This window comes from Bradyrhizobium algeriense (assembly GCF_036924595.1).
Lineage (GTDB): Bacteria > Pseudomonadota > Alphaproteobacteria > Rhizobiales > Xanthobacteraceae > Bradyrhizobium > Bradyrhizobium algeriense.
Genome location: NZ_JAZHRV010000001.1, coordinates 7,985,905 through 8,008,005 on the forward strand (window position 1 = coordinate 7,985,905; position 22,101 = coordinate 8,008,005).

The following is a 22,101-nucleotide window of genomic DNA, read 5'->3' on the forward strand; positions in this document are numbered from 1 at the left end:
CCCCGCTCTTCGCGGGGAGAGGTCGGATTGCGAAGCAATCCGGGTGAGGGGCTCTATCCGCGAACGCTCTTCGCGGAGAGAGCCCCTCACCCCGACCCTCTAAGAGCAAGCTTCGCTTGTCTCGACCCCGCAAGAGCGGGGCGAGGGAGCAGACCGCCATCGCAGCAGCCGTCACGTTCCAAACGACTTCCTCAACAGCGCCGGATATCTCAACGCCTCGAGCCCGCCGCGCGCCGCATAGTGCACCAGGAACGCCGCCCACAGCCCGGCATTTCCGAACGAACGCAACGCAAACCACGCGCCGAGAAAAATCAGAAGCGCCAGCACCATCAGGTTGCGCATGTCGCGCGCCCAGGTGGCGCCGATATAGACACCGTCATAGGCAAAGGCGAATACGCCGAGCAGCGGCGCAAAGATCACGAACGGCAGATAATCCCGCGCGATGCGCCGTACGTCCACGCTCGCCGTCATGATGTCGATCAGCGCCGGGCCAAACAGCAGAAAAGTCCCGGCCACCGCAAGGGCAAAGCCAAAGCCCCATATGACAACGAGCTTCACTGCGCCGGCAAAAGCATTCTTGTCGCGTGCGCCATAGGCGCGGCCACAAAGCTGCTCGGCGGCGTTCGCGAGACCGTCGAGGAAGAAGGCGCTAATCAGGAGAAAATTGTTCAGCACCGCGTTGGCGGCGAGCGTCATGTCGCCGGCGCGCGCACCCTGCGAGGTGAAGAACAGGAACGCCACGATCAGCGATGCCGTGCGGATCAGGATGTCACGATTGACCGAGAGCATTCGCATCAGCTTGGTGCTGTCAAACAGCGTGGCGCTGGATATCGCGAGTTGGCCTTGCGAGAGACGGTGTGCGATCAGGCCACCGAGTGCGAGGCCCGCCGCCTCCGCAATCAACGCGGCGATTGCAGCACCGGCAATGCCGAGGTCGAATACCAACACCAGCAGCACCGTTGCCGCCATGTTGATCAGGTTGATGGTGACCTGCGTGCCGAGCGCCAGTTTGGCGCGAGCCTGTCCGATCAGCCATCCCAGCACGACATAGTTGCCGAGCGCCAGCGGCGCGGACCATATCCGGATTGTAAAATAGGTCTTCGCGGCGCGCGTGACGCCTTCGCTGCCGCCCATCGCGCCGAGCAGCAGGGCCGCGAGCGGGATCTGCAAGGCGATGAGAGCCGTCCCTGTCAGCGCCGCGACGATCAGCCCGCGTAGCAGGATCGCGCGCAATTCCGAGGTCTCGCCTGATCCCAGCGACTGCGCCGCAAACGCTAACGTGCTCATGCGCAGGAAGCCGAACAGCCAGAACATGCAGTCGAACAGCACGGACGCCATCGCGACGCCGCCGAGCATCGCGGCATCGCCGAGCCGGCCGATCGCCGTGGTCGAGACGATGCCGATCAGCGGCGTGGTAAGATTCGCGACCATTGCGGGACCCGCGATCGCAAACACCTGTGCCGTCGTGACTCTGGATGACGCTACGGGCGAATGCATGCCTAGAGCTCGACGGCCATGCCGTCATGGGCGGTCGTGTAGGGCAGTTCGCCCAGCCGGGCGAGCATGTCCTCGCTCATATGCGTCAGCACCAGCCGCTTGGCGTTGATCTCGGGAAGATGCGCTTCCAGCGTCTTCAGGCTGAGATGGTTCTTGACGATCTTGTCGTAGTAATAGGCCTCGGCAATGAACAGGTCCGCGTCGCGCGCCGCCGGGATCAGCATATCGGTCCATTCGGTATCGGCGCTATAGGTGATGACGCGCCCCTCGGCCTCCACGCGATAGGCCAGGAATGGCCCGCCGGATTCGCCGTGGACAACAGGATAGGGCGTCACCTTGACCCCGCCAAAAGTCCGGCTCTGCTCCGGTTCGAGTGCGACGACCGAGAGATCAAAGCGCTGTTTGGTCTTCGAGGAGTGCTCGAACAGCGCTTCCATCAAATTGGGGAGCTTCGCCTCGATGCCCTGTGGCCCGGCAATGACGAGCGGCCGGGAGCGGCGCGTGAACTGCGCGTCCAGCAGCAGGAACGGCAGGCCGCCAAAATGGTCGCCGTGAAAATGCGTGATCAGGATCAGGTCGATGGCGTCGCGCGCGATGCCGAGGCGTTTCAGCGCCGGTAACGACGACGCGCCGCAATCGATCAGGAAATTGACGTTGGCGCCCGTGACGTGGAAGCAGGTGTTGAACCTGCCGCCGGAACCGAGCGCGTCGCCGCAGCCGACAAATAGCAATTGCATTGGCTGCTCACCGCCTGTTGCGTGACTATCGCCCGCGGGCGCTGCCGAACAGCCGCGACAACAGCCAGATCGGGATCACGATCACGGCCCCGAGCAGGAAGTAGCGCCACAGCCAGTTAACGGCGTCAAAACCGAGATCCCACAGCCGCCGGAACAGGGTCTGGATGCTGTGCAGGATATTCCAGGGATCGAAGCCGATGGCGGCGAGCACCACGCCGACCAGGATCGACAGCAGGATCAGCCGGAACGCCACCGACAGCGGCGAGCCACCGAGAAAACGGTACAGACCGTCATTGCTGGCCGACAGGTCTCTGACGTCGTTGGGCATCGCTCTCTCCTCGCGGGTCGCGCGCATTATAGGCACGGCGGGGCAGATGGGGAACCCGCTCGTGTCAATCAATGGCCGCCATACGCCCACGGAATGTTAATTTGCCGTCACGTCCTTCAGCATCCGTTCCAGCCTCTCCAGCCGGTCGGCCTCGCGTGGCGGCTTGTCCCAGCGCAGCCGGCTGATGCGCGGAAACCGCATCGCGATGCCGGATTTGTGCCGTGGCGAGCGCGCCAATCCCTCGAACGCGACTTCCAGCACCAGGCCCTGCTCCGGCTCGTGCACCACATGCCGCACCGGCCCGAACTTCTCTGTTGTGTTGCGGCGGACGAAGCGGTCGATCTGCATGAGTTCCTCATCGGTGAAACCGAAATAGGCTTTTCCGACCGGCACGAGCTCTTCGCCGTCCTCGCCCGCGGTCCAGACGCCGAAGGTGTAGTCCGAATAATAGGACGAGCGCTTGCCGTGGCCGCGCTGCGCATACATCAGCACGGCATCGATGATGTGCGGATCGCGCTTCCATTTCCACCACTGGCCCCTGGGGCGGCCCGGCAGGTAGGGCGCGTCGCGCCGTTTCAGCATCACGCCTTCGACGGCTTCGGCATCCTCTCCCGCGCCGGCGCTTGAGGGATCGGCACGCGCTGCCATCAGCGCGTCCCAGCTATCGAAGGCAATGGTCGGCGACAGGTCGATGCGCGGATCGTCGAGCTTTGTGACGAAAGCTTCGAGATGGGCGCGGCGCTCGACAAACGGCAGTTCGCGAAGGTCGTTTTCGTCGTCGCCGAGCAGGTCGTAGGCGCGCAGGTGAATCGGAAAATCCTTGATCAATTTCGGCGAGACGACTTTTCGATTGAGCCGCTGCTGCAGCACGTTGAAGGTTTGCACGCGTCCCTCGCGCAGCACCAGCAGTTCGCCGTCGATGGCGCCGGGCAGATGCAGCGACGGCACCAGGTCGGGAAAGCTCTTGGTGATGTCCTCGCCGGTGCGCGAATAGAGCCGCGTCTGCAGCTGGCCGCGTTCATCGCGGCCGGAGACCGCCTGCACGCGAATGCCGTCCCATTTCCATTCCGCGATGAAGTCCGCAGGATCGAGACTGGCAAAGTCCGTATCCTCGATTGCATGCGCCAGCATGACAGGCCGGAACGGCGCGGCATCGCGGTTGACCGGCTTCTCGCCGCGACCCTCCAGCCACGCGAACAGGTCGAGATAGGGCGGGGCCAGCCCCGGCCAGATCAGTTCGATCTCATGCGGGTCCTTGTCGCCAAGCGCAGCCGCCGCGGTTTTCGCCAGCCGCGCCGAAATCCCGATCCGCATCGCGCCGGTGACGAGTTTTAACAATGCCCAGCGGCCGGTCTCGTCGAGCTCGTCGAGCCAGCGCGCGAGCTGCTTTGGCAGGTCGGCCTTGCCGAGGGTGCGAAGGGTCGTGACGACCTCGGAGAGGGTGGGGGGCGGCGGGTTGTTATGGCCGGGCAGCTGGGTCTTCGGCCACATCAGCGCAACCGTCTCGGATAAATCACCGACATAATCATACGACAGCGCGAACAACACCGGATCGGTGCGATCGGCGATCAGATCGCGGATCAGCCCCGGTTTGGCGTGCTTGAACGACAGCGCGCCGGTCAGTGCCGCCAGCGCGTAGCCGCGGTCGGGATCGGGGGTGTCGCGGAAATAGGCCGTGATCAGCCGCAGCTTGTTGTTGCGGCCGGGCTCGTAGGCGAGGCGATCGAGCAGTTCGGCGAAACGGTTCATGCCTCGGCCTCGTTGGCCGCGACCACCTCGTGCTCTTCCTCGTCGCCATAGCCGACGAGATCGAGCGGCCGCGCGGCAAGCCCGCGCGACTTGCACCAATGCACCAGCGCGTCTTCCTGCCCGTGGGTGACCCAGACTTCGCCGGCGCCGGTGGCCGCGATGGTCGCGGTCAGGCCGTCCCAATCGGCATGGTCCGAGATCACCAGCGGCAGTTCGACGCCGCGCTGGCGGGCGCGCGCCCGCACGCGCATCCAGCCCGAGGCAAATGCCGTAACCGGATCGGGAAAACGTCTGGTCCAGATGTCTGACGTGGCCGATGGCGGCGCCAGCGCGATGGTGCCGGCTAGATCGGCCTTCTTGACGCCCTTGACCGGGCGAAGTTCGCCGAGGGTAATGCCACGGCTTTGATAATAGTACGTGATCTCTTCCATCGCGCCATGCAGATAGATCGGCGCGTCGTAGCTTTCCTGGCGCAACAGCGCGATCACGCGCTGCGCCTTGCCGAGCGAATAGGCCCCGACCAGATGCGCGCGCTCCGGAAACAGCGCCACCGATGCCAGCAGTTTCTTCACCTCATCGGCCGCATCGCCATGGCGAAATACCGGCAGGCCAAACGTCGCCTCGGTGATGAAGACGTCGCACGGCACCACCTCGAACGGCGTGCAGGTCGGATCGACGGCGTCCTTGTAGTCGCCCGAGGCGACGATGCAGGTATCCTTGCAGGTCACGGCGATCTGCGCCGAGCCGAGCACGTGGCCCGCAGGGTGGAATTTGATGGTGACGTCGCCGAGCCGGATTTCTTCGCCATAGCGAACGGCCTGCGTGGTTGAAGCGAAATTGTCGCCATAGCGCAGCCGCATCATGTCGAGCGTTTCCTGCGTGGCGAGCACGGCGCCATGGCCGGGCCGGGCATGATCGGAATGGCCGTGGGTGATCACGGCGCGCTCGACCGGGCGCACCGGGTCGATATGGAAGCCACCTGGCTTGCAGCAAAGGCCGGCCGGAGCGGGGATCAGGATGTCCTGCGGACGCATGCCTTCTATATAGGCGGTCTCCCTGCGATGTTTAGCCGTCATGCGCACGCTTGACCCGCGCCTCCATCTCGGAAGAATTGCTTTATTGATGGATTGCCGGGTCGTCCCCGATCGAGGTCAGGTGGCTGGCAATGAAGAATTTGGTTCCTGAAATGCCTGCCCGCCTTTTTCTGTCTTCCGGCGATCTGATGGCCGACCGCCGGTTCGAATTCGCCCGTGACCTGCAATTGAAGGGCGATCTGCCGGCCGCCGCCGACCTGCTGATGCAGGCGATCGAACTGGTGCCGGATTTCACGTCCGCCTGGTTCACGCTCGCGGGCATCCGCGAAGAACTCGGCGAGCATGACGCGGCGATCGCGGCGTTTCGCAGGGCTCAGGCCAGCGATGCCAATGACCGCCACGGTGCCGGACTTCGATTGATGCGGCTCGGCGCCGAGCCGGTGGCCGGCATGCCGCAGGCCTACGTGCAGACCCTGTTCGACCAATATGCGCCGCGGTTCGAAGCCTCGCTGGTGGATGACCTCGGCTATCGCGGCCCGGCGCTGCTGTTCAAGGCCGTGCTGTCGGTGCGATCGGCCGCCCGCAGGCCGGCGTACTTCAAGCGCGCGATCGATCTCGGCTGCGGCACCGGGCTGGCGGCGGCAGCCTTCGCCCGCACGGTCGATCATTTCATCGGCGTCGATCTGTCGCCACGCATGATCGAGCGCTCCCGCGCCACGGGCCTCTACGCCGAGCTTGATGTCGCCGACATGTTGCAGGGTCTGCGGGCGCGGCCGGATGCCAGCGCCAACCTCATTCTTGCGGCGGATGCAATGGTGTACGTCGCCGAACTCGCGCCGGTGCTCGCGGAAGCCGCTCGCGTTCTGGCCCCCGGCGGGCTGCTCGCCTTCACCACCGAAACCCATGACGGCGAAGGCGTCGTCATCGGCCAGGGGCTGCGCTACGCCCATGCGGCAGCCTATGTGCGCGTCGTGGTCGAATCCACCGGCCTCAAATTGCCCCTGCTGGAAGATCGCTCTGCCCGCAACGAGGACGGCGCTCCGGCGCCCGGCCTGGTCGCCGTCGCCGCAAAAACTTGAGTCTAGACGCTACGCACGCCGCGAATGGCGGCATTGCGTGCGACATGTCAGCTATTGCCAGTGCTGCCGGAATGGCTGATCAAGGCTTCCATCAGGGAGAAACAACAATGAAGAACAAGCAGACCCGGCGCGAATTCGGCGCCACCGCGCTCGCTACCGTCCTCGCATCCGCCATGCCCGCGCCATCAGTCTGGGCGGCGGAGAAGAAATACGATCCTGGCGCCAGCGACACCGAAATCAAGCTCGGGCAGACCGTGCCGCATTCCGGTCCCGGCTCGCTCTATGGCGTGCTGGGGCGGGTCGGCGAGGTTTATTTCCAGATGCTGAACGAGAAGGGCGGCATCAACGGGCGCAAGGTGAAATTCCTCTCCATGGACGACGCCTACAGCGCGCCGAAATGCGTCGAGGCGACGCGCCGGCTGGTCGAGCAGGAGGAAGTGCTGGCGCTGTACGGCTCGCTCGGCACCGCGCCGCAGACCGCCGTGCACAAATATCTCAACGCGAAGGGCGTGCCGCAGCTCCTGCTCAATACCGGCGCGTCGAAATGGAACGATCCGAAAAACTTCAAATGGACCATGGCGGGCCTGCCGCTCTATCCGACCGAGGCGCGCATTCTCGCGAAGCATGTCGTGGGTGTGAAGCCGAACGCCAAGATCGGCATCCTCTACCAGAACGACGATTTCGGCCGCGATTTCCTCGCACCCTTCAAGAAGGTGCTGGCAGATGCCGGCGGCACCGCCAAGGTGATCATGGAGCAGACCTACGATCTGACCGAACCGACGATCGATTCGCAGCTCATCAATCTCTCGAAATCCGGCGCGGATGTTTTCTACAATATCTCGACCGGCAAGGCGTCATCACAGTCGATACGGAAACTGGCCGAACTCGGCTGGAAGCCGCTGCATTTGCTGTCCGCCGGATCGACGGGCCGTTCGATTCTCAGCGCCGCCGGCCTCGAGAACTGCACCGGCATCGTCGCGATCCGCTACGCCAAGGAGGTCGGCGTGCCGCGCTTCGAAAAGGATCCCGATGTGATGGCGTTCGAAGAGCTGCGCAAAAGGTACCTGCCCAATGTCGACCCTGACAACACCATCGCCTTTGCCGGCTACGGCCAGGTGGTGGCGATGGCGGAGATCCTGCGCCGCTGCGGCGACGAACTCACCCGCGCCAACGTTCTGAAGCAGGCCACGACGCTGGCGGGCTTCCATTCCCCCTACATGCTGGACGGCGTCACCTACAGCTACACGCCCGACGACTACACACCGATGAAGACGCTCTACATCTCGATCTTCAACGGCAAGGACTGGGATATTTCCGACAAGCCGGTGACGGAGTAGGGCGAGCTTACTCCGCCGCTGCATCTCCTCCCTCTCCCCGTTCTTCACGGGGTCGAGACGAGCGAAGCTCGCTCTTAGAGGGTCGGGGTGAGGGGCTCTCTCCGCCAGGCGGTGCGAGTCGATAGACCTGTGCCCCCTCACCCGGATCGCAAGGGCGATCCGACCTCTCCCCGCAAGCGGGGCGAGGTAAGGGCAGCCCCTCGACGAACCCGCCCGGACGGCTTACCTCTTCTCCGTGCCGTCGCCCGATCCCTTGCCCTTTACGCCGCTTGAAACGGCTGTGCTGCTGCCCGACCGCTTCCGGCGCTGGTTCGCCGCGCGCGGCTGGTCGCCGCGCGAGCATCAATTGGCGCTGCTGGCAAAAGCCAACGATGGCGCTTCCGCGCTGCTGATCGCGCCGACCGGCGCCGGCAAGACGCTGGCCGGATTTCTGCCGACGCTGGTGGAGCTTTCGTCTTCTTCCACGAAGAGCGTCGGCGAGAAAAACCTCATCTCCACTGGCCGCAGCGTGAAACGCACCGGCGGTCTCCACACCCTCTACATCTCGCCGCTGAAGGCGCTCGCGGTCGACATCGCGCGCAATCTGGAAACGCCGATCGCCGAGATGGGGCTGCCGATCAAGGTCGAGACCCGCACCGGCGACACGCCGGTTTCGCGGCGGCAGCGGCAGCGGCGCTATCCGCCGGACATCCTGCTCACCACGCCCGAGCAACTGGCGCTGTTGCTGTCATCCGACGACGCACCGTTCTTGTTTTCCTCGCTCAAGCGCATCGTGCTCGACGAACTGCATGCGCTCGTCACCTCCAAACGCGGCGATCTGCTGTCGCTCGGCCTGGCGCGGCTGTGGCGGCTGGCGCCCGAGATGCGCGCGATCGGCCTTTCCGCGACGGTCGCCGAGCCGGAATCGCTGGCGCGCTTTCTGGTGCCGCAGCTGGACGGTAAGGAAGTCGCCGCCGACATCGTCGTGGCCGGCGGCGCGGCGGCGCCTGTTGTCGAGATGCTCGACACCAAGGAGCGCTTACCCTGGGCCGGCCATACCGCGCGCCATGCGCTCGGCGAAATGTACGAGCTGATCAAGCGCAACAAGACGACGCTCGTTTTCGTCAACACCCGCAGCCAGGCTGAAATGCTGTTCCAGGATTTCTGGCGCATGAACGACGACGGCCTCGCCATTGCCCTGCATCACGGCTCGCTCGATGTCGCTCAGCGCCGCAAGGTCGAGGATGCGATGGCGGCTGGAAAACTGCGCGGCGTGGTCTGCACGTCCTCGCTCGACCTCGGCATCGACTGGGGCGACATCGATCTCGTCGTCAATGTCGGCGCGCCCAAGGGCGCCTCGCGCCTGATGCAGCGGATCGGCCGCGCCAACCACCGGCTCGACGAGCCCTCGCGCGCCGTGCTGATTCCTGCGAACCGTTTCGAGGTGCTGGAATGCCGCGTCGCGATCGATGCGATCGCGGAGAATGCACAGGACACGCCGCCTTTGCGTACCGGCGCGCTCGACGTGCTGGCGCAGCACGTGCTCGGCTGCGCCTGCGGCGAGCCGTTTCTATCAGACGAGCTCTACGCGGAAGTGCTGACCTCGGCGCCTTACGCTTCGCTCACGCGAACCGACTTTGACGACGTGGTCGATTTCGTCGCCACCGGCGGCTACGCACTGAAGACCTATGAACGCTTTGCGCGCATCAAGCAGGACAAGCAGGGGCGCTGGCGCGTCACCAACCCAAAAGTGCGGCAGAGCTACCGCCTCAATGTCGGCACCATCGTCGAAGAGGCGATGCTGAAGGTGAGGCTGGTGCGCGGACGCGGTGGCGGCGCCGGCTCCACCGGCATGATCGGCCGCGGCGGCAGGATGCTGGGCGAGATCGAGGAATACTTTATCGAGGGACTGGTCGCCGGCGACACTTTTGTGTTCGGCGGCGAGATCGTGCGCTACGAGGCGCTGGTCGAGGATCAGGTCTACGTCTCCCGCGCCAACGACAAGGACGCCAAGGTGCCGTCCTACATGGGCGGCAAGTTTCCGCTCTCGACCTATCTGGCCGAACGGGTGCGAAAACTGCTGGACGACCGGCGGCAATGGAACGCGCTGCCGGAACAAGTGCGCGACTGGCTGTCGCTGCAAAAGAGCTTTTCACTTGTGCCGGCGGTGCGGGAACTGCTGGTCGAAACCTTTCCCCGCGGCAACAAGCATTACTTCGTCTGCTATCCTTTCGAGGGGCGGCTGGCGCACCAGACGCTCGGCATGCTGCTGACACGGCGCATGGAGCGCGCGCGGGTGCGGCCGCTCGGCTTCGTCGCCAATGAATATGCGCTGGCGGTGTGGGGCCTCGGCGACATGTCGTTCATGATCCGCCACGGCAAGCTCGATCTAGCCGCCTTGTTCGCAGCCGACATGCTCGGCGACGACCTCGAGGCGTGGCTGGCGGAATCCGCGCTGATGAAACGCACCTTCCGCAATTGCGCGCTGATCTCGGGCCTGATCCCGCGCCGCTTCACCGGCGAGGAGAAAAGCCGCCGCCAGGTGCTGTTTTCGACCGACCTCGTTTATGACGTCTTGCGCAAGCATCAGGCCGACCACGTGCTGCTCCGCGCGGCGCGCGCGGACGCCGCCGCCGGCCTGCTCGATCTCAAGCGTCTGGGTGATATGCTCTCGCGCATCCAGGGGCGAATCACCCATCGGGAACTCGAACATGTTTCGCCGCTCGCCGTTCCCGTGATGCTGGAAATCGGCCGCGAGTCAGTTTATGGCGAAGCGGGAGATGAGTTGCTGGCGGAAGCCGCCGATGAACTCGTCAAAGAGGCAATGGGATAGACGGGAAGGCACGTGACGGCAGGGGCGCAATCTTCGGGAGACGATCAAGAGATGCGCGCCTCGAAGGTCATGGTTGCCGACGTCACGTTCGTTGCCGACCTCTCCGGCGCGCTGTTCTGGCAGGAGCAGCGTCTGCTCGTCGTCTCCGACCTTCATCTCGAAAAAGGCTCCAGCTTCGCCGCGCGCGGCGTGCTGCTGCCGCCCTATGACACGGTGGCGACGCTCGGCCGTCTCGCCGCCGTGATCGCGCGGCATGATCCGCGCATGGTGATTGCGCTCGGCGACAGTTTTCACGATCGCGATGCGCATGAGCGGCTGTCGGCGTTCGACCGCGAGGCGCTCTCGGCGATGCAGGCGCGGCGCGACTGGATCTGGATATCAGGGAATCACGATCCGGCGCTGCCGTCTGATCTCGGCGGCGTGGTGGCGAGCGAAGTCGCGATCGGCCCGATTGCATTCCGCCATGAGCCGACAGGGGCGGCGGGTGAAATCGCCGGCCATCTGCACCCCAAGGCGCGCGTCGCGACTCGGGGACGATCGATGGAGCGGCGATGTTTTGCGAGCGACGGCGAGCGCGCCGTGATGCCCGCGTTCGGCGCCTATACGGGCGGCCTGAGCATTCGCGATGTGGCATTCGCGAAAATCTTCGGTTCGCCAGGATTCATGGCGCATGTGCTCGGCGACAACAGGGTGCACGCAATTGCGGCGTCCCGGTGTTATTGAGCGTTCGCGCCCGCACCTTGCCGCAGCGGCGTAGGGTGGACAAAGCACAAGCGTGCCCACCATCAAGAGCAAAGTGCGAGTCGGTGGGCACGCTTGCGCTTTGCCCACCCCACAATCCTTCGTACGGCTACGCCGCCTTCGCCTGCACCGTGCTGCAGAACTCGGCCAACCGATCCGCCAGTCGCAATGTCGCGGGGCTGGTACCGGGGGCCGCCACCAACGCCACTTCGGTCCGGTCGATCGGCGCAAAGCCATCCTTGGCGGTCAGTACGCGATGGTCGGCCTGGATTGCGATTTCCGAAAGAATGCTCAAGCCCATGCCGGCGGCGATCGCGGCCTGGATGCCGGCGAGGTTGGAGCTGGTGTAGGTCATGTGCCACGAACGCCCGGCACTTTCCAATGCATGGATCGCGCCTGCCCGGTAGAGGCAGCCGGTGGGAAATCCGATCAGCGGCACCGAGCCGGTGCGCGTATCGCGCGGATGGCTCTTGCTGGTGACCCAATGTACGCGCTCCGGCCATACGGCGATGCCGCCTTTCTCGCCGGCCGAGCGCTTGAACAGCGCCAGGTCGAGTTCGCCGCGTTCGAGATCGCGCTTCAGATTGGCGCTTTGATCGGCGCGGACGTCGAGCCGTAGGCCGGGATGTGAGCGCGAGAATGCCGCAAGCAGCTTCGCCAGGCGATACGCGGCAAAATCCTCGGGCACACCAAGCCGCACCGCGCCCTCGCTCTCGGGGCGCGCCACCACGTCACGTGCTTCTTCCGCAAGCGCCAGCAGGCGCCGCGCATAGGACAACAGCCGCTCGCCGGCTTCGGTCGGCGTCACATCCTTGCCGTTGCGGTTGAGCAGCGGCTGGCCGACATCGTCTTCCAGCCGTTTGATCTGCTGGCTGACCGTCGATTGGGTGCGGTGGACGCGCTCGCCGGCGCGGGTGAAGCCGCCGGAATCGACGACGCTGACAAAGCTGCGCAAAAGCTCCAGATCGAGCATGCGAATGCTCCATTTATAAAATCACTGGACATCAGTTTATCATTTAATTTCCAAATAGCAAGGCGTAGGCCTAGGTCATGGGCAAAGGAGACTTCCATGTCGCTCGTGCCCTCGGTGGCGGTTCCCCGCGCCGCCTTCAATCCGCTCCCGCTCTATATCGCGCTGTTCTGCCTGCTCTGGAGCTTCGCCTTCGTCGCCGGCAAGATCGGCGTGACCGATTGCCCTCCGCTGATTCTGCTCGCGGCGCGTTTCTCGCTGGCCGGTGTCCTGATCCTCGGCATTACGGTGCTGCGCGGCGAAGCGTGGTCCTCGCTCACCTGGCGCGACGCAGCCATCTTCGCAATCCTCGGCGTCGCCAATAACGCGCTCTATCTCGGCCTCGGCTACACCGGGCTGCAGACCGTATCCGCGGGCCTCGGCGGGCTGATCGTGAGCGCCAATCCGGTGTTCACCGCGGTACTCGCGGCGGCCTTTCTCGGCGAGGCCTTGACCTGGCGCAAGGTGATGGGCCTTTTGCTCGGCATTGCCGGCGTCGGCTTCATCGTCTGGCACCGCATGTCGGTCGGGTCAGATGACTGGCACGGCATTCTGTTCACGTTGGCGTCATTGGCCTCGATCGTGGCCGGCACCATCCTGTTCAAGGTGCTGGCGCCGAAGGGCAGCCTCTGGGTCGGCAATGGCGTGCAGAATCTCGCAGCCGGCATCGTGCTGCTGCCGCTTGCGTTCACGTTCTCGAGCGTCGCCGACGTCGTGCCGAGCGCGCGGCTCGTGGGTGCGTTCACGTTCCTCGTGCTCGGCGGCTCGATTCTCGCTTATCTGCTCTGGTTTCATCTCCTGAAAGTGTGTGGCGCGACTGCCGCGAGCGCCTATCATTTCCTGATGCCGCCGCTCGGCATGCTGTTCGCCTTCCTCGTGCTCGGCGAGCACGTCGAATTCCGCGATCTGCTCGGCATCGTTCCGGTGGCCCTCGGCATTTATCTGGTGACCCGCCCCGCGGCGTCAGCGTTGAGCAAGAGGAGTGCGACATGAGCCTATCCATTACCCTGATCGGCGGCCCCACCGCCCTGATCGAGATCGACGGTTTTCGCCTTCTCACCGATCCGACCTTCGACCAACCCGGCGCCTATCAACTGCCGCATGTGAAGCTGGAGAAGTTGACCGGGCCCGCGTTGAGCGTGCGCGATGTCGGCGCGATCGACGCGGTGCTGCTGAGCCATGACCAGCACTCGGACAATCTCGACCATTCCGGCCGCGACTTTCTTAAGGAAGCGCAGCGCGTGCTGACGACCGAGGCGGGCGCAAAGCGGCTCGGCGGCAAGACCGAGGGTTTTGCGCCCTGGGCATCGACCGAGTTGAAGAAGGGCGGCCAGTCGTTGACCATCACCGCGACGCCAGCCCGTCACGGACCGGCCGGCATCGAGCCGCTGTCGGGCGACGTCATCGGCTTCGTGGTGGAATCAAGCAGAGCAGGCAGCCGCCCGATCTACATCAGCGGCGACACCACCTGGTTCGACGGCGTTGCCGAAGTCGCGCGCCGCTTCAACGCGGGCGTGGTGCTGCCGTTCGCCGGCGCGGCGCAAACCCGCGGTCCGTTCCATCTCACCATGGACACCAACGACACGATCGAGACCGCGCGCGCCTTTTCCGATGCGGTGATCGTGCCCGTGCATACCGACGGCTGGGCGCATTTCCGCCAGAACGCCGGCGATTTACGCGCCACCTTCGACACGCTGGGTTTTGGATCGCGCTTGCGCATCCTGCAGCCCGGCGTGGCGACCGTCATCGAGCCGGCGCACGCCGCGTGACGGCATCGACGGCTGCCACGGCGTCCTCGGGCAAGGTCGCGGCCCGGAACCTGCTCCCGTCAGGTTCGTTATCGCCGCGGCTGGACCCGGCATGGCAGAGCGCAACAAATCCAATTCGAAGCATCACGCGAACAAGCCTACCGGCGGTGACGAGCCGGCCACGAAGGCCAAGCCGCCGCGGCCGTTTCGCTTCCGCGATGCGCTGAAGGCGCTCGGCCCCGGCCTGATCACCGGCGCGTCCGACGACGATCCGTCGGGCATCGGCACCTACAGCCAGGCCGGCGCGCAGCTCGGCTACGGTATCGGCTGGACCATGCTGCTGACGTTTCCCTTGATGGCGGCGATCCAGGAAATTTCCGCGCGCGTCGGCCGCGTCACCGGGCACGGCATAGCCGGAAATGTGTCCCGGCATTATTCGTTATGGCTGCTCAATGGCGTGATGGTGCTATTGTTCATCGCCAACACCATCAACATCGGCGCCGATCTCGGCGCCATGGCGGATGCGACCAAACTGCTGATCGGTGGCCACAGCATCTTCTATGTGTTGCTGTTCGGCGTGACGTCGGTGGTGGCGCAGATCTTCCTCGACTACAAGCGCTACGTCGCGGTGCTGAAATGGCTGACGCTTAGCCTGTTCGCCTATGTCGCCGCGCTGGCCTTTGCGAAGGTGTCGTGGGGAGAGGCATTGGCTGGCATCCTGCTTCCGCAACTGACCTGGAGTACGGAATATTTCACCACCATCGTTGCGATCCTCGGCACCACGATCTCGCCCTATCTGTTTTTCTGGCAGGCCTCGCAGGAGGCCGAGGACCAGCGCGTCGATACGCACAAGCGGCCCTTGGTCGAAAAGCATTACGGCGCGCGGAGGGAATTTTCCCGCATCCGCGCCGACACCATCATCGGCATGGCGTTCTCCAATCTGATTGCGCTGTCGATCATCGTCACCGCGGCGGCGGCGCTGCACGTTTCCGGCAAGACCGACATCCAGACCTCGGCGGAGGCCGCCGAAGCCCTGCGTCCGATCGCCGGCGCGTTCGCGGAAGTGATCTTTGCGCTCGGCATTGTCGGCACTGGCCTGCTGGCAATTCCGGTGCTCGCCGGCGCCGCGGCATACGCCGTCGGCGAGGGGCGGCGATGGCCGGTTGGCCTCGCGCGCAAACCGAAAGAAGCCGCCGCCTTCTACGCCGTGCTGGCGCTGTCGGCTGGTATCGGAATCGCGCTGAACTTCACGCCGATCAACCCGATCTCGGCGCTGTACTGGAGCGCCGTCGTTAACGGCGTCCTCGCCGTGCCGGTGATGGTGCTCTTGATGTTGATGGCGCGGCGAAGGGACGTAATGGGTCGCTTCGTCATCAGGGGTCGGCTTTATTGGCTCGGCTGGCTGTCGACATCAGCGATGGTGCTCAGCGTCGTCGCGATGGGCGTGGGGTTTTTTGTTTGAGGTCATTCCGGGGCGATGCGAAGCACCAAACCCCAATGTGCAATTGCACATTGTGGAATCTCGAGATTCCCCGATGCGCAATTGCGCATCTGCGGTCTGGTCCTTCGGACCATCCGGGAATGACGAACGCCCCCTCAATCCTTCCTGAACACGATCGACGCCATCCATCCCGTCATCAGCGCCATGAAGGCGGTGATCAGCCCGTAGACGAAGCCGTGCTGCTGCGCGGTAGTGGCGACGAACTGCTCGAAGCCGACCTTGACGATTTCGAACGCGGTGTCGGTCTTGGCCACCAGCGCGCCGTCGGCGAACAGCTTGATCTCGACGTTATAGAGGCCGATCGGCACTTCCGCGGGCAGAGGAATGCTGGTGCGGAACAGGGTCGGCGTCAGGAACGTCACCGCCGAAGTCTCCTCGCGATAGAGGCCGTGCTGCTTTCGCAGCCGCACGAAGGCGCTGCGGAACGCGTCGTCCGGCACCACGTCGGCGTAATCGCCACCGACGCGCTGGGTCAGCAACACGTTGTTCAACCCAAGCTGCTGCCGCCGTTGCACCTCGGGGGAAGCGATGGCGTCGAACGGCCGGTTGGAGAACAGCGCCAGATAGGCCGGCACTTTCAGGAACTGCCGGGAGTCCGTATTGATCCAGATCCCGAACCGGCGCTCCTTGCGGCGGGTGACCATGTCGGCGCGCGGGCCGGCCACCGTCACCACGAGATCGTAAGTGCGATTGGCCGGCGTATTGGCGTCCTTCTCCACCGAGCCGAACAGCACGAGCTCCTCGCCGGAGTAATTCGGCGTCACGGTGACGCGGTGGTTCGACACCGACACGATCAGCCGTTCGGCCTGCGCGGGCGAGGCCGCGAATACGGCGCCCAGCGCGAGCCATCCGAGCATGAGGATGAGGCGCCTGGTCATCCCGTCACCCCGGTTTCGCGGATGGTGAAGAGATCCTCGGGCCGGATCACCAGTTCGACAGCAAACCGGACGCCGACGGCGAGCACCAGCAGCCCGAGCAGCAGCCGCAAATGTTCGCCGCGGATTTTCTGCCCCGCGCGCGCGCCGAACTGCGCGCCGGTGACGCCGCCGACCATCAAAATCAGCGCCAGCACGGCATCGACCAGATGGTTGGTGACCGCGTGCAGCATGGTGGCGAACACCATCGTGACCAGGGTCAGCACCATCGAGGTGCCGATCACGGTCGAGGTCGGAACCCGCAGCACGTAGATCAACAGCGGCACCAGGATGAAGCCGCCGCCGATGCCCATCACGGCGCCGATGAAGCCGATGATCAGGCCGATCACCACGATGGGAATGACGGACAGATAGATTTTCGAACGCTTGAAGCGCATCTTCAGCGGCAAGCCATGGATCCAGACATGGCTGCCCGGGCGGCGCGTGGTGACCGGGCCGCCGCGGCGGGCCCGCAACAGCGCCCGCAGGCCTTCCCAGAACATCAGCGCGCCGACAGTGGTCAGCAGGATCACGTAGGACATCGCGATCATGAGATCGAGCTGACCCAGCGAGCGCAGCAGCGTGAAGGTCCAGACCCCGAGCGCGGTGCCCATACTGCCGCCGGTCAACAGCACCGCCGCCAGCAGCGGATCGATGGCGCGCCGTCGCCAATAGGACAGCGCGCCGGAAAACGAGGAGGCGGCGATGTGGCTGGCGACGGAGGCGACCGCGACCGCCGGCGCAATGCCGACGAAGATCAACAGCGGCGTCATCAGGAAGCCGCCGCCGATCCCGAACATGCCGGACACGAACCCAACCGCCGCGCCCATCGCCAGGATGAGGAAAACATTGACTGGAATGTCGGCGATCGGGAGGTAGAGCTGCACGCGCGTCTGCTTTTTGTGGCTTTGCCGCCAGAGACGGCCGGGCGGCCGCTCAGGGCATGGTTTCTGTTGTATTTGCCGGCAGTGGGGAATCCGGTTCGCGCATGCACCTTTGCGTGCGCAGGGCCGGTTCCCGCGTCTTTGCATAACTGAATTCGGGGGGAGGGGGGACTAAAAATGCCCGGGAAGGCAAATTTTTGCCTCACGTGGCCACGCGTCCGCCAGGACGTTTGAAACGCGTTACAAATCCGAAAGACAGGTCGGTTCGCGCAAGCTCGGCATCCGGCTGGCTCAGGGCTTTCCGAGCGGGTCGGTGACGAGGTTCATCGCCAGCGCCTGTTTGGGGCTGAGCCAGCGAATGTCCCGGGTCTCGGACATCGCTTCCACGATGGAGGACGAGACCCCCATTTTCGTCATGTAGCCCAGCACGGCGCCGGCAATCCGCTGGGTGTCTGCGACGGGGTCTTCCACGGGCCTGGTTGTGACAAACCGATGAACACCCAAGGCCGAGCCCAGGACGCCGAAGCGGGTCTTGCCCCCGGCATAGACCAGCACGCAGGCGCTGGCGCAATAGGCCGGCTTGACGCGGCCCGAGGCGTCGGCGCCGCCGACCGCGGTCGCGAGCGAGCGCTGTCGGATGATCTCGCCCATGATCGTGGCCTGGTTCAGATCGCCGCCGGGGGAGGCCAGCAGGACGATGTCGCCCGCCGCAAGATTGACCTGGTCCAGTTTGTCGCGAAACAGCGTTGCGGCGGCGGGGCCGATGGTGCCGCTGACGAAGAGGGCGCGGCGGCCCTGCGCGGCGCCGTCGAGGTCGACCCTGTCGATCAGCGAAAAAGTCAGGCTCGGCGAGACATACTGGTCTTTCCAGTAGTGCCAGGCCTCGGGCTGCGACAGGTCGCGGTAGGCGCGAATGCAGACGCCGGAGACCAGCAGGATGAAGATCGCGACCGACCAGAAATGCCGTCTGCGGCGGGGCGGTTGCACCGGCGGCGGGGCCTGACCGGCAGGTCCGCGCGGCGGCGCGACCGCGGGGCCGGTCGGCGACCTGCGGAAGCGATTATCCCCACTTTGGCTGTCTTCGGTCGACAATCGGTCCTCGTTGCAGTTCGGTTCTGATTCAATCAGAACCGATAATGCTCTAGCCCGAAGCATTATACGAATTTATGGCCGAGGATATGGCGGCGACGCGACCTGTCTATGCGACGGCGCGCATCGCGACTTTTGCTTAATGAACAGCGGCGGTGCGCTTGGTCGCAGCCGGCTTGGCGCCGGGCTTGCCGGTGGCCGGTGCGGGAGCTGAATCCCAGCCGCCGGCGGGCGACGCCACGTTGACGGCGTCGTCGGGTTGCGGCTCCGGCGTAAAGGTCTGGATCGCCAGCCTGGCCGCCGCCAGCGACTGGACGTCGAGGCGCTTGGCGATGTCGTCGCGCTTGCGCCCCGCATCCGCGTCGCCCTGGGCTGCCGCGAGGCTGAACCATTTGAAGGATTCGGCGAGGTTCTGTTCGACGCCGATGCCGCGGGCATAGAGGATACCGAGGTTGAACTGGCTGTCGGCGACGCCGCGGTCGGCGGCCTTGCGGAACCAGATCGACGCGCTCTTGTAGTTGGCGCCCTTGCCGCCACCGTCAGCGTCGAGCACGGCCAGATTGTGCATCGCCTTGGCGCTGCCGCGCTCGGCCGCCTGCGCATAATAACGCCGCGCGATATCGACGTCCTTCTTCACGCTCAGGCCCTTTTCGTAGAAGGTGCCGAGCCGGAAGATCGCGGGCACCACGCCGGCCTGCGCCGCGCGGTCGTACCATTTGGCGGCCTGGTCGAGATCCGGGGCAACGCCCTTGCCTTCGGCAAAGCGCACGCCGACCTCGTAGGCCGCGGCCGGGTCGCCCTTCAGCGCGGCGGTGCGCAATACCGGGCCGCCGATGCCGTCAGGCAACCGCTCGGTCGGCGGCACGGCGATCATGGCAACCTTGCCGCCGGTGGCCGGCATCGCCGTGATCGCGCCGGTGACGTCGCTGGCTGCCGCCGGAGACGGCGCGGCCTGCGGCGGGACCGCGATCCGCGCGCTATCCAGCGTGTTCGGTGCGGAAGAATTGTTCGACTGCTTTTCGACCGGTGTCGGCGAGATCATCATGGGCGCCGGTGCGGCGGGCATTGCGGGCCTGGTGCTGCTCTCCGCCGGTGCGGGGGCCGGCGTTGGAGCGGCCGGCTCGCTGGATTCAAACATCGGCAGTTGCAGCACGCTGCCGGTATCGAGCAGCGTCATCGCCATCTTGAACGTGCCGAGCACGATCACGACCACGCTTGCGCCGACCAGCAGCGAGCGGATCTTGGAGGAAATGTTCGAGGGGTTCTTGTCGTCCGCCTTGGCTTTGTCGCCGCCCTTGTCCTTGGGCGCGGCCTTTGCCGGTGAACGTCCCGCCTTCTCGGGAGGCGGCGCGGCTGCTGCGGCCTGCGCGGCGCGGCGCGCGGCGGCAATGAAGCTCGACGAACTCACCGGCTCCTTGGGCCCGGAAGCGATCTCGCTGATCGCGTTTTCGGAAGCCGCGATCCGTTCCGACGGCGAGGACATGCGCACCATCGGCCGCGTACCCGGCTCGAGCGGATGATCCGGCGGTAATTCCGGCGCGATCGCGGTGCGCGGCGCGGCGGCATGCGGTTCCAGGATTTCGCTGATCGCCCTCGGCGGCAAGGGCGGAGCGACCGGCGCGGCCGGGGCCGCCGGCTGCACGGCGTGGAATTCGCGCGGCGCGGCGGCAAAATGTTCTTGAGGGCTCGCTTGCAGTGCGGCGGGATTCGGCAATTCCGGCTTCGGTTGCTGCGGATAGGTCTGCAGCGGCGTCATCACGCGGGGCGCTTCCTCGCGCATTTCGGCGGCTGCAGGAGAAGAGGCGATCGCCGGCGGCGCGGTGCGAACCGTGCGCAGATCGCCTTCGATCGTCGACAGCCGATCGACCACGTGGCCGAGCGTGCTGTGAACGGTCTCGAGCGAGTCCTGCGTGCGGCGGTCGGTTTCCGACTGGCTGAAGCGGATGTCGGACAGCTCGCGCTTGACCAGATCAACGATGCCGGAGTCCACCGGCTGGGTCGTGTCGGTCGAATTGCGGTTGGAATCGGCGAGCGCGACCAGGCTGGCATGCTGGCGTTCGAGCGAACGCAGAATATCGTGCAGTCCTTCCTCGACCCGTCCGAGATCGATGGCAGGCGCAGCGGAACGATCGCCGGAGGCTTCCAGGCGCTCCAGCAGATAGGACACGCGCTGTTCGAGATGGGCAAACGCCGACGCATTGTCGTTGCCGGCCGGGATACGGTCGAGCCGCTCCGACAGCGTGCGCAACGCGTTTTCGAGATATTCCGAATTGTCGCTCGCCGCCGGCGCCTGCCTACTTTCCAGCGTCGAGGTCAGCGCGGCCAGGCGCTGCTCGAGCATGCCGAAGGCGTCGCTGTTGCCGTCAAAGCGGGAAAGCTGGTCGACCTTGGCCGACAGCGTGTGCACATCTTCGGCGAGCCGCGCCAGCGCATCGTTGGAGGCGACGTTGGAAACGATTCCGCGCAGTGCCGCGATCGCGCTTTCGAGCTGCTGCACGGTCGACGGATCGTCGTTCGAGCGCAGGATCAGATCGAGCTTGGCGCCTAGGTTGTGAATCGCCTCGTCGTAGCCGGTGAGCTGCTCGGCCGGCGTCAGCGAGCGCAGCACCTCGCGGATTTCGCCGAGCGCGCGTTCGATGCCGGTCAGCGTCTGGCCGTCGCTGCCGTGCTGCCTGTTTTCGTCGATGCGGCGGGACAGCGAGCGGATTTCGTTCTCGAGCGATTCGATCTCCCGGCGCGGCACCGCCTCGGTGATGACCTGGCGGATTTCGGCGAGTTCGCTGCGGAACGCGGCAATCGATTCCTCGACGTGATCGGGACGCTGCAGCGCCTCGATCTGGCTTGTGATCTTGAGCAGGTGACGTTCGAGCGAGGAAAAGTCCGGACCGGCCGTCGCTGCCTGCATCATAGGTTGAGAAGAATTGGGCTGCGAAAAATTGGGCTGGGCCGTCGGCGCGGCATGGCGCGGCGGCATCTGGCGCGGCGACGGACTGTCGAGTTCGTTCTGGCGCGCGGCGATTTCGGCGATCGCAAAATCCAGCGAGGCCGGATTGAGCGGCGGCGCGGGGCGATAGACCTGGGCCGCGGCCCGCTCGACCTGCTCGGTCTGACGCTGCTTTTCCTGCATCTGGGCCTGCCGGGTCGGCGCTGGGTTGGAAATCTGCGACAGCCGCGCGTCGAGGCGCGAAATGGCGTCGTTGAGCTGGCGGGCCACCGTCGGCTCGCCGCGCGCTGCTTCGCCACGCGGCGTCTCGCCGCGCGGCGCCGGCCGCGAAATCTGCTCGATCTGCTTTGTGATCGAATCCAGCCGCTGGTGAATGTCGGCAACGTCGCGGCTTTCCCGGCTCGGCATCGCCGGCCGCTGACTGGCAGGCGCGCTGAAGCTGGGCGGGAGCGGTTCGCCGATGGTCGAATTGAGCCAGTCGCTCAGCGACATGCCGGCGCGCCGCGCGGCCGCCTCAGCCCTTTCGCGGACGGATGGATCGATGCCGTCAACACTCCACGATACGCGCGAATTCATGCTTTCGTCCGGTTCCGCTTCGGCGCCCCACCTGCGCCATCAGCCTCCCCGCGCGTCCCACCAAAGAGACAATCGTATTTCCGCGCGGCTCGCCTGCCTCGGAACTGACTTTTTCGCGTTAC

At 65.3% G+C, this 22,101-nt stretch carries 17 protein-coding genes; 7 read left to right on the forward strand and 10 right to left on the reverse strand.

Features of this window, described 5'->3' with window-relative positions; genetic code table 11:
• Positions 1-171 precede the first annotated feature (171 nt).
• The 5 genes from V1286_RS38230 to V1286_RS38250 all read right to left on the reverse strand — a co-directional run bounded on the left by V1286_RS38230 (position 172) and on the right by V1286_RS38250 (position 5,345).
• Complete coding sequence (locus V1286_RS38230) at positions 172-1,497, reverse strand: MATE family efflux transporter (protein WP_334489243.1); 1,326 nt, start codon at positions 1,495-1,497, stop codon at positions 172-174.
• A gap of 2 nt (positions 1,498-1,499) precedes the next feature.
• Positions 1,500-2,234, reverse strand: coding sequence for an MBL fold metallo-hydrolase (locus V1286_RS38235; RefSeq protein ID WP_334489245.1), 735 nt, complete (start codon positions 2,232-2,234; stop codon positions 1,500-1,502).
• Between the two features lie 25 nt (positions 2,235-2,259).
• Complete coding sequence (locus V1286_RS38240; protein WP_334489248.1) at positions 2,260-2,562, reverse strand: DUF6460 domain-containing protein; 303 nt, start codon at positions 2,560-2,562, stop codon at positions 2,260-2,262.
• 96 nt (positions 2,563-2,658) lie between these two features.
• Positions 2,659-4,311, reverse strand: coding sequence for a cisplatin damage response ATP-dependent DNA ligase (locus V1286_RS38245; RefSeq protein ID WP_334489251.1), 1,653 nt, complete (start codon positions 4,309-4,311; stop codon positions 2,659-2,661).
• Positions 4,308-5,345, reverse strand: coding sequence for a ligase-associated DNA damage response exonuclease (locus tag V1286_RS38250; RefSeq protein ID WP_334490214.1), 1,038 nt, complete (start codon positions 5,343-5,345; stop codon positions 4,308-4,310). Before V1286_RS38250 ends, V1286_RS38245 begins: the two co-directional genes overlap by 4 nt.
• Positions 5,346-5,497: 152 nt before the next feature.
• Here V1286_RS38250 and V1286_RS38255 point away from each other — a divergent pair, with 152 nt between their 5' ends.
• From V1286_RS38255 to pdeM, 4 genes are all read left to right on the forward strand, one after another.
• Positions 5,498-6,424 carry a class I SAM-dependent DNA methyltransferase gene (locus V1286_RS38255; RefSeq protein WP_334490216.1) on the forward strand — a complete coding sequence of 309 codons (927 nt, stop codon included), beginning with the start codon at positions 5,498-5,500 and terminating at the stop codon, positions 6,422-6,424.
• A gap of 107 nt (positions 6,425-6,531) precedes the next feature.
• Complete coding sequence (locus V1286_RS38260; RefSeq protein WP_334489254.1) at positions 6,532-7,761, forward strand: ABC transporter substrate-binding protein; 1,230 nt, start codon at positions 6,532-6,534, stop codon at positions 7,759-7,761.
• Between the two features lie 235 nt (positions 7,762-7,996).
• A complete protein-coding gene (locus tag V1286_RS38265) occupies positions 7,997-10,573 on the forward strand; it encodes a ligase-associated DNA damage response DEXH box helicase (RefSeq protein ID WP_334489257.1) in 2,577 nt (858 codons plus the stop codon).
• A gap of 51 nt (positions 10,574-10,624) precedes the next feature.
• Positions 10,625-11,296 (forward strand): ligase-associated DNA damage response endonuclease PdeM, encoded by a 672-nt coding sequence (pdeM, locus tag V1286_RS38270; protein ID WP_334489260.1) that lies wholly within the window; start codon positions 10,625-10,627, stop codon positions 11,294-11,296.
• Between the two features lie 127 nt (positions 11,297-11,423).
• On the opposite strand, the gene V1286_RS38275 is transcribed toward pdeM, so the two are convergent.
• Positions 11,424-12,287: a LysR family transcriptional regulator gene (locus V1286_RS38275; protein WP_334489262.1), complete on the reverse strand. Its 864-nt coding sequence runs from the start codon at positions 12,285-12,287 to the stop codon at positions 11,424-11,426.
• A gap of 96 nt (positions 12,288-12,383) precedes the next feature.
• On the opposite strand from V1286_RS38275, the gene V1286_RS38280 reads away from it, so the two are divergent.
• The 3 genes from V1286_RS38280 to V1286_RS38290 all read left to right on the forward strand — a co-directional run bounded on the left by V1286_RS38280 (position 12,384) and on the right by V1286_RS38290 (position 15,533).
• Positions 12,384-13,316, forward strand: a complete 933-nt coding sequence (locus tag V1286_RS38280; protein ID WP_334489265.1) for a DMT family transporter — start codon at positions 12,384-12,386, stop codon at positions 13,314-13,316.
• Positions 13,313-14,092 carry an MBL fold metallo-hydrolase gene (locus V1286_RS38285; RefSeq protein WP_334489268.1) on the forward strand — a complete coding sequence of 260 codons (780 nt, stop codon included), beginning with the start codon at positions 13,313-13,315 and terminating at the stop codon, positions 14,090-14,092. The genes V1286_RS38280 and V1286_RS38285 overlap by 4 nt, the downstream gene beginning before the upstream one ends.
• Before the next feature lie 91 nt (positions 14,093-14,183).
• Entirely contained in the window at positions 14,184-15,533 is a 1,350-nt protein-coding gene (locus tag V1286_RS38290) for an NRAMP family divalent metal transporter (protein ID WP_334489271.1), read from the forward strand.
• Between the two features lie 134 nt (positions 15,534-15,667).
• On the opposite strand, the gene V1286_RS38295 is transcribed toward V1286_RS38290, so the two are convergent.
• From V1286_RS38295 to V1286_RS38310, 4 genes are all read right to left on the reverse strand, one after another.
• Positions 15,668-16,450 carry a TIGR02186 family protein gene (locus V1286_RS38295; protein WP_417021229.1) on the reverse strand — a complete coding sequence of 261 codons (783 nt, stop codon included), beginning with the start codon at positions 16,448-16,450 and terminating at the stop codon, positions 15,668-15,670.
• Entirely contained in the window at positions 16,447-17,373 is a 927-nt protein-coding gene (locus V1286_RS38300) for a sulfite exporter TauE/SafE family protein (RefSeq protein ID WP_334489274.1), read from the reverse strand. The genes V1286_RS38295 and V1286_RS38300 overlap by 4 nt, the downstream gene beginning before the upstream one ends.
• A gap of 288 nt (positions 17,374-17,661) precedes the next feature.
• Positions 17,662-18,462 (reverse strand): COG3904 family protein, encoded by an 801-nt coding sequence (locus V1286_RS38305; protein WP_334489277.1) that lies wholly within the window; start codon positions 18,460-18,462, stop codon positions 17,662-17,664.
• A 136-nt stretch (positions 18,463-18,598) separates the two neighbouring features.
• Positions 18,599-21,979 carry a hypothetical protein gene (locus V1286_RS38310; RefSeq protein ID WP_334489280.1) on the reverse strand — a complete coding sequence of 1,127 codons (3,381 nt, stop codon included), beginning with the start codon at positions 21,977-21,979 and terminating at the stop codon, positions 18,599-18,601.
• Positions 21,980-22,101: the final 122 nt, after the last annotated feature.

Excerpts from the sequence above, each read along its gene's own strand:
- V1286_RS38250 (WP_334490214.1), bottom strand. The coding sequence starts at position 5,345 with ATGCGTCCGCAGGACATCCTGATCCCCGCTCCGGCCGGCCTTTGCTGC.
- V1286_RS38230 (WP_334489243.1), bottom strand. The coding sequence starts at position 1,497 with ATGCATTCGCCCGTAGCGTCATCCAGAGTCACGACGGCACAGGTGTTT.
- V1286_RS38285 (WP_334489268.1), top strand. The coding sequence starts at position 13,313 with ATGAGCCTATCCATTACCCTGATCGGCGGCCCCACCGCCCTGATCGAG.
- V1286_RS38275 (WP_334489262.1), bottom strand. The coding sequence starts at position 12,287 with ATGCTCGATCTGGAGCTTTTGCGCAGCTTTGTCAGCGTCGTCGATTCC.
- V1286_RS38290 (WP_334489271.1), top strand. The coding sequence starts at position 14,184 with ATGGCAGAGCGCAACAAATCCAATTCGAAGCATCACGCGAACAAGCCT.
- V1286_RS38235 (WP_334489245.1), bottom strand. The coding sequence starts at position 2,234 with ATGCAATTGCTATTTGTCGGCTGCGGCGACGCGCTCGGTTCCGGCGGC.
- V1286_RS38310 (WP_334489280.1), bottom strand. The coding sequence starts at position 21,979 with ATGAATTCGCGCGTATCGTGGAGTGTTGACGGCATCGATCCATCCGTC.
- V1286_RS38260 (WP_334489254.1), top strand. The coding sequence starts at position 6,532 with ATGAAGAACAAGCAGACCCGGCGCGAATTCGGCGCCACCGCGCTCGCT.
- V1286_RS38240 (WP_334489248.1), bottom strand. The coding sequence starts at position 2,562 with ATGCCCAACGACGTCAGAGACCTGTCGGCCAGCAATGACGGTCTGTAC.
- V1286_RS38255 (WP_334490216.1), top strand. The coding sequence starts at position 5,498 with ATGCCTGCCCGCCTTTTTCTGTCTTCCGGCGATCTGATGGCCGACCGC.
- V1286_RS38295 (WP_417021229.1), bottom strand. The coding sequence starts at position 16,450 with ATGACCAGGCGCCTCATCCTCATGCTCGGATGGCTCGCGCTGGGCGCC.
- V1286_RS38280 (WP_334489265.1), top strand. The coding sequence starts at position 12,384 with ATGTCGCTCGTGCCCTCGGTGGCGGTTCCCCGCGCCGCCTTCAATCCG.
- pdeM (WP_334489260.1), top strand. The coding sequence starts at position 10,625 with ATGCGCGCCTCGAAGGTCATGGTTGCCGACGTCACGTTCGTTGCCGAC.
- V1286_RS38245 (WP_334489251.1), bottom strand. The coding sequence starts at position 4,311 with ATGAACCGTTTCGCCGAACTGCTCGATCGCCTCGCCTACGAGCCCGGC.